At 70.3% G+C, this 14,438-nt stretch carries 9 protein-coding genes and 1 pseudogene; 3 read left to right on the top strand and 7 right to left on the bottom strand.

Annotated features, from left to right (window positions below; translation table 11 throughout):
- Nucleotides 1-38: 38 nt before the first annotated feature.
- Both FL311_RS19955 and FL311_RS19960 read right to left on the bottom strand, forming a co-directional pair.
- Complete coding sequence (locus FL311_RS19955; RefSeq protein ID WP_141327125.1) at nucleotides 39-3,641, bottom strand: endopeptidase; 3,603 nt, start codon at nucleotides 3,639-3,641, stop codon at nucleotides 39-41.
- Nucleotides 3,642-3,901: 260 nt separating this feature from the next.
- A complete protein-coding gene (locus FL311_RS19960; protein WP_141327128.1) occupies nucleotides 3,902-5,398 on the bottom strand; it encodes a glycosyltransferase family 39 protein in 1,497 nt (498 codons plus the stop codon).
- A gap of 169 nt (nucleotides 5,399-5,567) precedes the next feature.
- Between FL311_RS19960 and FL311_RS19965 the strand changes: the two genes are divergently transcribed.
- Nucleotides 5,568-7,166, top strand: a complete 1,599-nt coding sequence (locus FL311_RS19965) for an FGGY-family carbohydrate kinase (RefSeq protein WP_141327130.1) — start codon at nucleotides 5,568-5,570, stop codon at nucleotides 7,164-7,166.
- Between the two features lie 17 nt (nucleotides 7,167-7,183).
- On the top strand, nucleotides 7,184-8,713 hold the full coding sequence (locus FL311_RS19970; protein ID WP_141327132.1) for an aminotransferase class V-fold PLP-dependent enzyme: 1,530 nt from the start codon (nucleotides 7,184-7,186) through the stop codon (nucleotides 8,711-8,713).
- Here the strand turns inward: FL311_RS19970 and FL311_RS19975 are convergent.
- The 5 genes from FL311_RS19975 to FL311_RS19995 all read right to left on the bottom strand — a co-directional run bounded on the left by FL311_RS19975 (nucleotide 8,701) and on the right by FL311_RS19995 (nucleotide 13,734).
- The gene (locus tag FL311_RS19975; protein ID WP_141327134.1) at nucleotides 8,701-9,858 is read right to left on the bottom strand and encodes a hypothetical protein; all 1,158 of its coding nucleotides are present in this window, start codon (nucleotides 9,856-9,858) and stop codon (nucleotides 8,701-8,703) included. The two genes, FL311_RS19970 and FL311_RS19975, sit on opposite strands and share 13 nt — an antisense overlap.
- A 287-nt stretch (nucleotides 9,859-10,145) precedes the next feature.
- The gene (locus FL311_RS19980) at nucleotides 10,146-10,883 is read right to left on the bottom strand and encodes a dienelactone hydrolase family protein (protein ID WP_141327136.1); all 738 of its coding nucleotides are present in this window, start codon (nucleotides 10,881-10,883) and stop codon (nucleotides 10,146-10,148) included.
- A 24-nt stretch (nucleotides 10,884-10,907) separates the two neighbouring features.
- The gene (locus FL311_RS19985) at nucleotides 10,908-12,086 is read right to left on the bottom strand and encodes an iron-containing alcohol dehydrogenase (protein ID WP_141327138.1); all 1,179 of its coding nucleotides are present in this window, start codon (nucleotides 12,084-12,086) and stop codon (nucleotides 10,908-10,910) included.
- Nucleotides 12,080-12,397, bottom strand: a complete 318-nt coding sequence (locus FL311_RS19990; RefSeq protein WP_141327140.1) for an antibiotic biosynthesis monooxygenase — start codon at nucleotides 12,395-12,397, stop codon at nucleotides 12,080-12,082. Before FL311_RS19990 ends, FL311_RS19985 begins: the two co-directional genes overlap by 7 nt.
- A 92-nt stretch (nucleotides 12,398-12,489) precedes the next feature.
- Nucleotides 12,490-13,734, bottom strand: a complete 1,245-nt coding sequence (locus FL311_RS19995; RefSeq protein WP_141327142.1) for a heparin lyase I family protein — start codon at nucleotides 13,732-13,734, stop codon at nucleotides 12,490-12,492.
- A 434-nt stretch (nucleotides 13,735-14,168) separates the two neighbouring features.
- Here FL311_RS19995 and FL311_RS20000 point away from each other — a divergent pair.
- Nucleotides 14,169-14,438: pseudogene (locus tag FL311_RS20000) on the top strand (hypothetical protein); the annotation flags it as partial.

Raw genomic sequence — 14,438 nt, forward strand, 5'->3', positions numbered from 1 at the left:
CCGGCCCTGCTTGCACCGGAGGGGACGGGCGACGTCGGTCAGCGGCCGGCGGGAGCCGCGCGGCCCTGGGACGTGGTGGACTTGCCCGAGTCCGCGGAGGCCACGGCCGCGCCGACGGAGAAGACCATGTCGTCGCGATCGTTGTAGCTGCCGCTGGCGCAGGCGCTCGCCGTGCCGGTGAAGCGGAACTGCGGGCGGATGGCGTGCGTGCCCGCCGTGTTGGCCAGGTTGAACGTGTGCGTGAACTTCTGCACGCCGCCCGCCGGGCAGACCACGCCGGTGACCAGGGCCGTCCACGAGGGGGACGCGGCGTTGGTCGTGTAGTACAGGTCGAAGAAGTCGGAGGAGCCGGTGCTGTAGCACCACACCGTGACCTCCACCGTCACCTGCTTGCCCGCGGCGAACGGACCCTGGTCGACCGTCTTGATGACGACCCGGTCGATGCTCTCGTCGCCGTGGTAGGAGCCGGAGGTGCCGTCCGCGCACGAGTCATTGATGGTGTTCGGCTGGTTCGGCTCGATACCGCCGGAAATCGAGCCGCGGCCGTTGACCAGCGTGGGGCCGGTGTCGCAGCCGCACACCGTGCCGCACGTGGGGGCCTGGCGGGCGGTGTCGAACGTGGCGAGCGTCGGCGTGCAGACGGTGGACGTGGTGAAGCTGCGCACGGCGCTGAAGGCGCTGGTGCCGCAGACGTCCGCCGCCCGGGCCCGCCAGTAGTACGTCGTGGCGCTGCTCAGGTTGGGGGACACCGTCCAGTTGCTGGTGGTCAGCGCGTTGGCGGAGCGGACGATGTTGGCGAAGCCCGCGTCCGTGGCCACCTGCACCTCGTACGTCGCCGCGCTCGGCACGTCGGCCCAGTCCAGCGCCGTGGCCGAGGCCACGCCCGTGGCGCCATCCGCCGGGGACGCGAGCGTGGGCGCGGAGAGCGCCACGCAGCCGCGCGTGGTGAAGCTGGACGCCGTGGACCAGGTGCCCACGCCGCCGCACGAGTTGTTCGCGCGCACGCGCCAGTAGTAGGTCGTGTTCACGTTGAGCGACGGCGTCACCGTCCAGGTGCTGCCCACCAGCGAGTTGGCGGACGCCACCACCGTGGCGAACGTGGGGCTGGTGGAGACCTGCACCTCGTACGTGGACGCACCCGTCACGTCGTTCCAGTCCAGCACCGTGGCCAGCTCCGCGCCGGTGGCGCCGTTGGACGGCGTGGACAGGGTGGCGACGCCCGGCGCCGCGCAGACCGGCGTGGCGCACGTGCAGGCGCTCGCCGCGCCGTAGCAGGCGTTGGAGGACGCGGGGACGATGGAGTAGCAGTACTCGCGGCCGTTGGCGACCTCGGTGTCCGTGTAGCTGGTGCCGGAGACGGTGGCGACCTTCGCCTTGCCGAAGTCGCAGCCCATGCCCTCGGTCTTCATTACCCAGTACTCCGTGGCGCCCGCGGAGGTGGTCCAGTTGAGGGACACCTGGCTGTCACCCGCCGTGGCGGTGTGCGTGGGCGCCGCGGTGGGGCCGGACGAACAGCCGGAGTTCACCGGGGTGATGGTGTTACAGGCGATGTTGTGGCGCGCGAACGCGGAGTGGATGGCCGTCATGTGCGGCGTGCCGTCGTTCAGGTTGCCGTTGTCGTCGTCCGCCGCCAGCCACTGCATGTAGCCGTTGGTGGAGCCGCAGCCGTCGGACGTGCCGCCCGAGCAGTTGCAGGCGTGCCAGGCGCCGATGTTGCCGGAGCCCTGGTAGAACAGCTTGTTGCCGACGATGAACGCCGTGTTGGAGTCGTAGTTGAACGGCGCGGCCGTCAGGTCACGCGTCACCAGGTCCCACGCGGCCTGACGCGCGGGCGAGGCCGCGCAGTGCACCTGGCGGCTGCAGGGGCCGGAGCCGGACGAGCACATGGGGCACACGAAGTTCTGCGGCGTGGCCGGGGGCGCCGGCACGAGCGTCGGGGCGGACGGGGTGGCGTAGAGGGCCGCGCCCCAGTCCGCGTCGCGAACGCCGGAGCAGCGCGTGTCGCACCACTTGTAGCCGGAGACCTGCGACTCCTGCTGGTTGTAGCCCGAGCCGTCCGGCGTCTGGCCGCAGCCCAGGTTGGTCGTGTGGAAGAAGCCGTAGCCGACGCAGGAGGTCTGCAGGCGGTAGATGGCCGCGATGTCCGCGTAGCCCTCGCTGGAGCTGGACAGCGAGCCGTTGGCGTCGAAGTCATCCAGGCCGTGGCCCCACTCGTGGTCGAACACGGCGCCAATCTCACCCGTGTTCCGGCAGCCGCCGCCGCTGCGGTAGAAGTTGACGGACGTGCCGTTCCAGAAGGCGTTGCACGTGCTGTTGATGTTCACGTTGGCGAGCAGCTGCTGCTGCAGCCACGTGTTGTTGGGCAGGTAGCCGCGGGCCTGCTCCGCCAGCTTGTTGAGCTCGTAGAAGCTGGAGCGCGACGCGGCGGTGTTGCCCGGGGACGTGCCGCTGGGCACCGTGCAGTCGTGGTCGTTGTTCACGCCGCCCAGGGCGATGGTGCCCGTGGCGGAGCTGACGTTGATGGCGCCGCAGCCGTCGGACACGCGGACGTAGCGGCCGGCGAGCGTCGTGGTGGTGGTGCCGGAGCTGTAGTTGAAGACGCCGGCGCCGTCCGTGAAGTTGTTCGGCGAGGCCAGGCCCGTGTTCGCCCAGGGCATGGGCGAGTTGGGCTTCATGGTGCCGCACACGGTGTTGTCCGCGCACGTGCCGATGTTCGTGGACGGGTAGATGCCGCCGTTGATCTGCGCGTCGAGGTAGTGGTTGTCGTCCTCGACGGCGAGCGTCTCGCCCGAGTTCGCGTCCACCGTGACCTTCCAGCGCTGGTGGCCGTTCGGGTCCTGGAACCCGTAGGCGTACACCAGCTGGTGCTTGTAGCCGGTGCCCACGGCGCCGGCGAAGGACTCACCTTCCGGCGCGACGGGGGCGATCTCCAGCGTGGGCTGCTGCCACAGGCCCTGGGGGCTGGTGTTCAGGCCCACGAAGCCGTTGCCGGCCACCAGCGCGTCACCGGCCGAGAGCGCCGGGCGGGTCTCGATGCCCACCGTGGCCCACGCCTCGGTGCCGACGAGGACGAGGTTGCCGTGGCTGATGGTCGCCGCGATGCGCGCGTGGCGCACGGGGATGCCGTTGACCACCTGGCCGATGTGCACCTGCCACAGGTTGTCGTTGATCTTCGTGACGCGCGGCGCGCTCATCTGCATCACGTCGAGGTTGAAGGCGGCCTGGTTGTCCGCGATGTACTTGAACACCAGGTCACCGACGACGGACTCGTCCACCTCCGCCACGGAGCGGCCGATGGCCTCGCGCACGCTGTCGAGCGTGACGCGGTTGCGCACGCCCTTGCCGGGGATGATGGGGTAGGCGCCCTCGATGCCCGACGGCGTGCCGGTGCGAGGGTCGATGTGGACGCGGAAGTCCCTCCCGTTGCGCTTGAAGAAGTCGTCCCAGCCTCCCACCGCCGCCTTGTCCAGCGTCTGCTGGGCCTGCTGCAGCGGCATGTTCTGGATGGGAAGGTAGAACTCCGGCTTGAAGAAGGCCTTGTCGGCGACGGCGCTCGGTCCCGCCTGGGGGGGCTGGACCGCCCAGCTCGTCCCTGACAGGAGCAAGGCAAGACATGCTGCTGACACCTGGGTGTGGCGCATGCGGTTCTCCTCTATGGGGGTCCCGAGGGGCGGACCCCGAAGGCTCCGGTGCGGAGCCCGCAGACGCCTTACTGGTGCCCCGCAGAAAATTGAATATGGCTTATTCCCAGAGATTCGTTCCAGACACGTGCTCTAGGGAAAACGCGGGGTAGGAGTGTTGACTGGTGAACACTTCGACGCACCCTAAGTGAATACCGCTATGGCGCTGGGCGTGTATTTGTGCCAGCCTCATCCAAATTTTATTGACAGGTTGTTCCGGCTCACTTCGGCCAGATGCGCACCCAGTCGTCCTGGATGAGCTTTCCGCTGGCGCGGTCCGTGCTGCCGCTGGCCATGAAGCCGCGGGGCGCGCCGAGCGCGAGCGCCCCGGCCTCCACCCACAACAAGAGCAGCAGGAGGCCCGCGACCGCGGGCACGCGCAGGGCGAGCGCGGGCCTTCGCGCGGTGAGCGCGACGAGGGGCAGCAGCAGCAGCGGGAGCAGCGCGGGGAAGATGGTGAGCAGGCCGCGCGTGTAGCCGAAGAAGGCGGCGGTGATGAGCGCCCGGTGCAGGACGACGAGCGACAGCAGGCTGAAGGCGCGCCAGCGGGGCGTCACGGACAACAGGACGCCCGCGACGAGGAGCGCGACGAGCGGCCACTTGAGCGCGCCACCCTCGGGGACGAAGAGGTCCACGGGCGCGCGCGAGCCGCTCAGGCCCGAGGGCAGGTTGGACGCGCCCAGGCCCAGGCTCAGTCCATCCAGCCACCGTCCCAGCTTGGCGCTCCACAGCCGCGCGGCGTCGGCGGGGTGCTCGCGCATCCACGCCAGGCCCACCGCGTAGCCGTGCAGGAGCAGGTGTCGCTGGGCGGTGTTGGCCACGTCCAGGTGGCCGTCCTGGCCCAGCTGGTTGACGGAGTCCGGGGTGAAGCCGCCGGTGGCGCCGGCGTGGTTCGCCATGGCGAAGTTGATGGGGCCGTACACGGTGACGGGCGCCATGACGGGCAGGGGCTCCAGCGAGGGCGTGCTCGCGTTGAGCTCCTGGAGCACGCGCGCGTTGCGCAGGGCCCACGGCGCGAGCACCAGCGCGGACACGAGCACCGCGGCGCCCCAGCGCGTGGCCAGTGAAGCCAGCGGCGTGGAGCCCCGGTACAGCCAGGCCCACGCGAGCAGGAAGGGCCACAGGTACAGGTGCTCGGCGCGGGTGAGCGAGCCCAGTCCCATCGCGAGCCCCAGCAGCACGGCGCCGACGGGCGTGGGCCCCGCGCGGTGGCGCAGCACGAGCGCGAGCGTGGCGGTGAGGAAGAAGGCGTAGAGGACTTCGTTGCTGTACGTGGTGGACAGCACCAGCCAGCCGAAGCTCGCGGCGAACAGGCCCGCGGCCACGAAGCTCCACGCGGTGCCCAGCAGGCCCCGCCACCACGTCCACGACAGCGCCACGGTGGAGGCGCTGAGCGCGGCGAGGCACAGCTTGTACGGATAGGCGTTGCCCTGGGGCTCGCCCAGCACGCGGTACAGCAGGCCCAAGAGCCAAGGGAACAGGGGCGGGTGGTAGGGCAGGGTGGCGGAGCTCTCGAGGCCCCGGGCGTGCTCGAGCGCGTACGTGTGGAAGAAGCGCGAGTCGCCGTAGAAGAAGATGGAGAAGGGCCAGGCGCGGTCCGGCGCGGACTGGAGATACAGCCAGCGCAACAGCAGGCTGAGCGAGAACGTCACCGCGACACCCAGCGCCACCGGGTGCCGCTGCCACAGCTCCCTCGCGCTGACGACGAACCGGCGCATGCCACCCCCAGGGGAGGCGTGCACGCTAGCACCAAGGCCCGGGGCGGGGCCCGTCGTTCAGAAAAGCGCCCTTGCCCCGACTTGTGGATGGCAAGGGGCACGACGCGCTTCCTAGAGTCCGGCCCGCCGTCGTGCTCGGGCGGCTCCCCATTCCGGCTCGGAGGGCCGAGTGTCCCACGCAGGTGACAAGTCCATCCTGGCCATCGACCTGGGCACCTCCGCCGTGAAGCTGGCGGTCGTCACGCTGCGCGGGCGCATCCTCGGGGGCGAGGTGGAGCCCCTGGCGCTGGACTTGTTGCCGGACGGCGGCGCGGAGCAGGACCCGGAGGCGTGGTGGAGCGCCATCGTCCGGGGCACGCGCAGGCTGCTCGGCGCGGGGACGGTGTCCGCGCGCGACATCATCGGCGTCAACTGCAGCTCGCAGTGGTCCGGCACGGTGGCGGTGGACGAGCAGGGGACGCCGCTGCGTCCGGCGCTCATCTGGATGGACTCGCGCGGGGCGCCCCACGTGAAGCGCGTGGCGGGGGGGCTGGTGCCCATCGAGGGCTATGGCGTCACGCGGCTGTTCCAGTGGATCCGCCTGACGGGCGGCGTGCCGAGCCTGTCCGGGAAGGACCCGGTGGGTCACATCCTCTACCTCCAGGCGGAGCACCCGGACGTCTACCGCGCGACGTACAAGTTCCTGGAGCCCAAGGACTGGCTGAACCTGAAGCTGAGCGGGCGCTTCGCGGCGTCGTACGACTCCATCACCCTGCACTGGGTGACGGACAACCGGACGCTGGGACGCGTGGACTACGACGCGGGGCTGTTGCGCATGTCGGGCCTGCACCGCGAGAAGCTGCCGGACCTGGTGCCCGCCGCGAGCGTGCTGGGGCCGCTGAGCCCCCGGGCCGCGGGCGAGCTGGGGCTGAGCGAGGACGTGCGCGTGGTGACAGGCGCGCCGGACATCCTCGCCGCGGCGGTGGGCTCGGGCGCGGTGCGCGACTTCGAGGCGCACCTGTGCGTGGGCACGTCGTCGTGGCTGTGCTGCCACGTGCCGTACAAGAAGTCGGACCTGTTCCACCAGATGGCGTCCGTGCCGTCGGCGCTGCCGGGGCGCTACCTGCTCGCGAACGAGCAGGAGTCCGCGGGCATCTGCCTCACCTTCCTCAAGGACAACATCCTGTATGGCCAGGCGGGCCGGCCCGAGGGACAGGAGGAGGACTCCGCGGAGGTGTACCGGCTGATGGAGCGCGAGGCGAGCCAGGTGCCCGCCGGCAGCGACAGGCTCATCTTCCTGCCCTGGCTCAACGGCGAGCGCAGCCCGGTGGACGACAAGTCGCTGCGCGGCGGGTTCTTCAACCAGTCGCTGAAGACGACGCGGGCGCACCTGGTGCGCGCGGTGATGGAGGGCGTGGCCTTCAACTCGCGCTGGCTGTTCACCTACGTGGAGCAGTTCGTCGGGCGCAAGCTGGAGTCGCTGCGCATCATCGGCGGAGGGGCGCGCTCGGCGCTCTGGTGCCAGATTCACGCGGACGTGCTGGGCCGCTCCATCCAGCAGGTGGACGAGCCGGTGCTGGCCAACGCGCGCGGCGCCGCGTTCCAGGCGGCCGTGGCGCTGGGGGAGCTGACGGTGGAGCAGCTGCCCGCGCTCGTCCCCGTGGCGCGGACCTTCGAGCCGGACCCCGCGAACCGCGCGCTGTACGACGAGCTGTTCCGCGAATTCGTCAACCTCTACAAGAGCAACAAGGCCATCTTCGCGCGGCTCAACCGCGCGCGAAGCGCCTGAAGGCCCAGGAGCCGCGCATGGCATTGCCCGACCCCAAGTCGCTGAACCTGCTGAACCACGTCCCGCCCCGCCTGCTGTCGGCGGCCGAGCGCTATCTCAAGGCCGTGCCGCTGGTGCGCGACCTGCTCTCGAAGGAGACGGACACGCTGCTGTCGGAGCTGGAGGGAGGGCTCAAGCCGTACCGGGGCAAGATGCCCGCGTTCGACCGGCTGCCGGTGACGGGGCGCTCGCGCGAGGAGGTGCTGCGCGAGCTGCAGGCGCTGGAGTCGCAGGAGGAGGAGCGCTGGCGCGACGGCAAGGTGTCCGGCGCCGTGTACAACGGCGACTCGGAGCACATCGACTTCCTCAACCGCGTCTACGCGCTGCACTCGCAGAGCAATCCGCTGCACGCGGACCTGTGGCCGAGCGCCACCAAGTTCGAGGCCGAGGTCGTCGCCATGGCCGCGACGATGCTGGGCGCGGACGCGGCGAACGCGGGGCGTCCGGCCTCCGAGCACGTCTGCGGCTCGATGTCCTCGGGCGGCACGGAGAGCATCATGCTCGCCGTCAAGACGTACCGGGACTGGGCGCGGGAGACGAAGGGAATCACCAGGCCGGAGATGGTGGCGCCCTCCAGCGCGCACCCGGCCTTCGACAAGGCGGCGCACTACTTCGGCGTGAAGATGGTGCGCGTGCCGGTGGGAGCCGACTACCGCGCGGACGTGGCCGCGACGAAGAAGGCGCTCACCCGCAACACCATCGTGCTCATCGGCTCGGCGCCGGGCTTTCCCCATGGTGTCATCGACCCGATCGCCGAGCTGTCCGAGCTGGCGCGCAAGAAGCGCATCGGCTTCCACACCGACGCGTGCCTGGGCGGCTTCGTGTTGCCCTTCGCGAGGAAGCTGGGGCGCGAGGTACCGCCGTTCGACTTCCGGCTGCCGGGAGTGACGTCGATGTCCGCGGACACGCACAAGTTCGGGTACGCGGCGAAGGGCTCGTCGGTGGTGTTGTACCGGGGCACCGAGCTGCGCTCGCATCAGTACTTCACGGCCACGGAGTGGCCCGGCGGCATCTACTTCTCGCCCACGTTCTCCGGAAGTCGTCCCGGCGCGCTCATCGCGGTGGCATGGGCGTCGCTGGTCAGCATGGGGGAGCAGGGCTACCTGGAGGCCACGCGCCGCATCCTCGAGACGGCGGATACGATCAAGCAGGGCATCCGGGCCATCCCCGAGTTGCACGTGCTGGGAGACCCGCTGTTCGTCATCGCGTTCGGCTCCGAGACGGTGGACATCTTCAAGGTGATGGAGCGGTTGGGGGAGCAGGGGTGGAGCCTCAACGGGTTGCACAAGCCCGCGGCGGTGCACCTGTGCGTGACGTTACGGCACGCGCAGCCGGGCGTGGCGGAGCGCTTCCTGTCGGACCTTCGCGCCGCCGTGGAGCACGTGAAGGCGAACCCCGGCCAGAAGGGGACGATGGCGCCCGTCTACGGCATGGCCGCCGCCGTCCCCTTCCGTGGCCTCGTGAGCGACTTGCTCAAGAAGTACATGGACCTGCTCTACAAGGTCTGAGGCGCCCTGGGACGTGGGCGCGCGGCCCACTCCCATGTGGTCCCCTGGTGCAGCGTGGCGTAGATGTCGTCGCGCAGCTCGTTGCACTCGTCATGTGTGAGCGTGCGCTCCAGGGAGCGCAGCACCACGCGCAGGAGGACGTTCTTCTGGTCCGGGCGGAGGGCCAGGCGCTTCACCGCGTTGGGGTGGAGCTCGGCGTAGGGCGTCTGGCTCACCACCTCGACGCTCTCCACCAGCTCCGCCCGTGCGCCCAGCGCGGCGCGGACGGCGTCGCCCAGCTCCTCCGCCGTGCGGTGCTCGTCGATGACCAGGGACATGTCGCGGCGCACGGCGGGCATCGAGGACACGGGCTGATAGGGCGTCAGGTCCAACAGCTGCGTGGCGATGCGTGGGTCGGTGGAGCGCAGGAGCCGGATGTCGTCCAGGCCCTTGCGCAGCATGAGGATGCGGTCGAGTCCCAGGCCCATGGCGAGTCCGGTGACGGGGCCCGCCTCCAGGCCGCTCTCGGCGAGGAGGGCGGGGAGCGCGAGGCCGCACTCGCCGATCTCCACCCAGTCGTCGCCATCGCGGACGTCGATCTGCAGGCCGTCCGTCGTGTACGGGTGCACGGCGTCGGTGAGCTTCAGCTCGCGCCCGGGGAGGAGCGCCTGGACCACGGTGGCGATCATCTGGCGCAGGTCCTGGGGGGTGAGGGGCGGGCCACGGCGGATTCGCCACAAGTCCATCTGATGGGGCTCGCCGGTGTGGAGCCGGTCGATGCAGTCGCGTCGATAGACGAGGCCGGGACAGGCGACCAGTACGTCCTCGGGTGGGGAGGAGGCGAGGCGGCGCAGGACGCCGGGAATCATGGCGGAGGTCTGCGAGCGCAAAAGGGCGGTGTCACAGACGTAGCGGGTGTAGCGCGCGTCGCGGGCGACGCCTCCGGGTGGGTAGTGGAGGCGGTCGTAGTTGTCGGCGATGGAGACGACGGGGCTTTGTCGATGCGTCAGGACCTCGCAGCGCCAGGCGGTGCGCAGGGCCTCGAGCACGGAGGCGACGAGGAGCTGGAGGGCGTGGGGACCCGAGGCGGGGTCGGTCAAATCGCGAACGGACAGGGCGCGCCGAAGCTCCTCGGCGCTGAGGACGGCGATGGGAAGGGACGACATGGGGAAGACCTCTCGGAAGCGAACGGGAAACGCAGCGGTCTCCGGCACGCCGAGCGAGGAGTCCGCCAGGCGTCACCGGCCTCGGATGCCCCCCCGGCGGCTCCGGGTGGGCGTCGCGCCAGACGGCGTTTCGCCAACGAGAGGTGCGTGCGCGCTCAGAGCAGCACGGCCTCCCGACACCCGAAGGGGGCCGGGGGGCGGCTAAATCGACGAGCAATCACGACGCGAACCATGGACGTACGAATAACGCTCCCGCGAATTGCTGGCAAGAGGGTCTCGGGTTGGTCTCACTTCGCCAGCGTGCGTCCCATGACGTCGAGCAGCTCGCGCCAGTGTTCCTCGGCGGCCTCGGGCTGATAGGCGGCCGAGTCCTCCACCGCGTAACCGTGGCGAGCTCCCACGTGGAGGCGGGACTGGTGTCGCACGCCGGCCGCCTTCAGCGCTGCTTCCAGCCGCTGGATGGCATCAGCCGGCATGGAGGCGTCCTGGTCCGCGTGGCCGAAGACGAGCTCTCCCTTCACGTCGCCCAGGCGCAGGTGAGGACTGTCCGGCGAGTCCGTCGCGAGTCGACCGCCATGGTTGGACACGGCGGCGGCGATGACGTCAGGGAAGTCCGCGGCCAGCCGCACGGCGATGCCGCCGCTCATGCAGTAGCCGGCGACGCCGACCTTGGGGCCACGCACCTGCGGAAGCCGCGCGAGGAAGTCCAGCTCCGCCGCGCCGTCCGTGCGCACGCGCTCCGGCGTCAACGTGGCGATGAGCGCGTAGATGCGCTTGCGGAAGGCCTCGTCCGCGAAGGAGCCGTTCAGGTCCAGGGTCGCGGCGCGCCCCTCGCGGTAGAAGACGTTGGGCAGCAGCACCACAAAGCCGGCGTCCGCGAGCCGCTGGGCCGCGTGCTCGAAGGCGGGGCGGATGCCCATCGCGTCCGTGAGCAGCAGCACGGCGGGCCACGGGCCGCGCCCCTCCGGCTGGAACAGCTTCGCGTCCATCGTTCCATCAGGCGTGTCGAGGTCGATGTCTTCCATGGGGCTCCTCGTGAATGCCGGGGGCTACAGCGCACGGGTGGCGATGTGCGTGAGCTCCGCGTCAGTGAGTGGAAGCGGGTTGGCCTTCATGCTGCTCGCGGCGCGCGCCTTCGTCACCAGCTCCGGCACCCTCTCCACGGTCAGCCCATGACGAGCCAGGCCAGGGATGCTCAGCGCTCCTCGCAAGGACTCCACCCATTCGATGGCATCCTCGGCGCTCGCGCCCTCGCGGCCCGTGAGCAGCGTCGCCAGCTCCCGGTAACGCGGCAGCGCCGGGTGCTCCGGAGCACGCTCCCGCAGCGCGCGCAGATTGGTCTCGAGCACGGCGGACAGCAGGGCCGCGCAGACCGCCCCATGCGGCGCATCGAACATGCCTCCGAGCGGCGCCGCGAAGCCATGCACCGCACCCAGCCCCGAGTTGGCCAGACACAGTCCACCGAAGAGGCTGGCCAGCGCCAGGTCCTCGCGGGCCTCGGCATCCGGCTCCGTCGACAACACAGCCCGGCGCAGCGAGCGCGCGGACCGACGCAACCCCTCACGCGCCAAGGCATCCGTGAGCGGATTGGCGCGCGCGGAGAGGAACGGCTCGATGAGCTGCGACAACGCATCCATGCCACTGGACGCCAGCACCGACGGCGGCGCGCCGATGAGCAGGTCCGGGTCCACCAACGCCACCCGCGGCAGCAATTGCGGTCCGCGCAGGCTCGCCTTCACCTGCGCCTCCTTCGACCCCAGCACCGCGTTGCGAGTCACCTCCGACCCCGTGCCCGCCGTGGTCGGAATCGCCAGGAAGGGGAGGGCCACCCCGGTTAGCGGCTGTCCGCGGCCGATGACCTCCAGGTAGTCCAGCGGGTCGCCCCCCTGCGTCGCCAGCGCGGCGAGCGCCTTGCCCGCGTCGAGCGCGCTGCCGCCTCCCAGCGCCACCACCGCCTCACAGCGCGCCTGCGCGAGCACCGACAGCCCACGCCGCACCACGTCCACCGTGGGCTCACCCTCCACCGAGAACGTGCTCACCACCAACCCCTGCGCCTCCAACGCAGCCCGGAGCCCGCGCGCACGCCCGGGGTTCTTCCCTGTCACGAGCAACACGCGCTCCGCGCCCAGGCCGCGCACCAGCGCGGGCGCCTCCGACAACCTGCCCGGCCCGAAGACAATCCGCGTGGCGGTGGCGAACTCGAAGACCGCGGGGCCCGCCGTCACCACCCGGCGTCCTCGGGGAACAGGTTCACGTACTTCCGGCTGGTGCGCGGCTCCGCCATCATCGGCGCCACCGTGTCGCGCCAGCGCAGGTAGTGCGCCGTGTCCTTGTGCGCGGCCGGTGCCTCGGCGCTCCGGTACACCTCCACGAGCACGAACCTCGTGGCGTCCTCGCTGTCCTGGATGACATCGAAGCGCGCCACCCCCGGCTCCTTCACGCTCTCGCGCGCGTTGGCCAGGGTGGCTTCCCGGAAGGCGTCCACGTGCTCGGGCTTCACGTGGACGTGGACATGGACGACCCGCAGGGTGTTGGGCATGCCCCGAAACTACTCCGGGCCCGGGCCGCGTGGGGACGCGACCCGGACCCGGAGGTTGAAACCGTGTGGAGTGCCGTACAGCCGTCGCCGGGCTACGGCGCCTTGACGATGGCCGTGGGGCTCAGCACGTCCTCGAGCTTGCGCGCCATCACCCAGCCATCGTGGTAGACGATGCCGGTGGGGGTGATGGTGTCGTTCCGGTACAGGCCGATCTTCAGGTAGTTGACCTGCCCCGGGTACTGCGTGGCGATGTAGCGCTTGGGCAGCACCAGCTTGCCGTCCACGTACAGCTCCACGAAGCCCACCTTCGCGTCCGCCGACCAGCGCACGTGGAAGATGAAGTCCATCCACCTGGCGCGCACCAGCGGCGCCCGCCAGACGATGGTGCCCGGGTTGCCGCCGATGTTCAGCCGGACCTCGTTGCCGTAGACGTAGAACTCCACCGGCGGCGAGCCGCCCACCGTGTCGCTCTCCTGGTGCCACTGCGTGAACAGCTGCCAGGTGTTCACGTTGGGGAACGTGGAGTCGAACATCGTGCTCCAGCGGTAGTAGTACTCGGAACCCGACGGCTCCTTCGTCATGCGCACCAGCTCGTTGCGGTTGCCGCTGGAGTTGATGGGGTCATCGCCCTTCTTCACCGTGGCCTTCAGCGCGTAGCCGCCCTGACGCTTGGGCGAGGACACCAGCGCCAGCCGGTCCGCGCTCACCATCTGCGCGCGCGTCCACTGGGTGCGGTCACCCGTCTCGAAGTCACCCACCCACACCACGCTGCTGCCGGTGGGCGGAGGCGGGGACGTCACGGTGCTGCCGCAGGCGCGGGCCTCCGCGATGGACGCCCAGTCGTTCACGGTGTTGCCCATGACGGTGATGCGCACCCGGCGCGCCGACGTGGTGCCGAAGGAGTACGTCTGCGCGGCGGTCTGCAGCGCGCTCGTGCCGCTGTAGACCTGCGTGTAAGTATAGCCATCCGGCGAGACCGACACGGTGAAGGTGTTGGAGCGCGTGTGGCCCTCGTGCCACGCCACCGTGACGCCGGAGATCGACTTGATGGAGCCCAGGTCGTAGTCGATCCACGCGCCCTTGCCGAGCATGCTCCAGCGCGTGTCGAGCCGGTCATCCATCGTGTTGGTCGGCACGTTGCCGTCGTGGCCCTTGGCGATGACGGAGGTGGCCGTGAGCTGCGTGCAGTTGGAGGCGGTCAGCGCGGCGGCGGACGTCGCGAACGCGGTGGCCTCCGCGCCGGAGGGGGCCTCTCCCAGCTCATTGTAATCCTGGGGACCGCACGCGGTGGCGCCAAGGCCGAGCAACGCGCCGGCCAGCAGAAGAGACTGCTTCATGTGGGAACCTCTGGGGGATTCAAAAACAGACAGACGGGGAGTGCGTCCGGCGACGTCTCACGACGGGCCGGCGATTGATTTCAGTTGCGGGGCTTCTCCAAGGTCACGGCGGGGGTTCGCCGCGTTGCAGCGGGGGACAACCATCGCCTCATTTTATTTCGTATTCAACAGTTCCCGTCGAGCCTGCCTGCTGGGCAGGAAACGCGGCGCACATACTTACAGTGTTGGTTCGGGCGATGGTGCTGGAAATGTCTGGCATTGGTGGCGAGCCCATCCATGCCGTGAGGGAAAGGCCATACATCCAGCGGGGGCGTGCGTGCGTGCGGTGGCCTGGAGGGCAGGCCCACAGGCGGATTCAATACAGACGCACAGCCCCCGGGCGCGAGGCGCGTGAAGGGGCCGTGGCGTTAGAGGTTCGGGCTCTGGAGGTGCTCATGACCGCGTCGTCGGGCGTGTGCCTGGCCTGTGGGACACGACTTTCCCCGGGTCTCTCCACGTGCCCGCGCGCGCTGCTGCTCGCGCCCCTGGCGGGCGGGGTGCGCCGCTGGGGGCTCGCCTCCTGTCAGCCGCCGCTCGTGGGGCGGGTGGCGCACCTGGAGCGGCTGAAGTGGTGCGCCGAGGAGGCGCGCCGGGGGCTGGGGCGGGCCATCTGGCTGGTGGGAGAAGAGGGCATCGGCAAGTCGAGGCTGAAGGACGCGCTGGTG

The organism is Myxococcus sp. AB025B, assembly GCF_006518215.1.
In the GTDB taxonomy this organism is placed as follows: domain Bacteria; phylum Myxococcota; class Myxococcia; order Myxococcales; family Myxococcaceae; genus Myxococcus; species Myxococcus fulvus.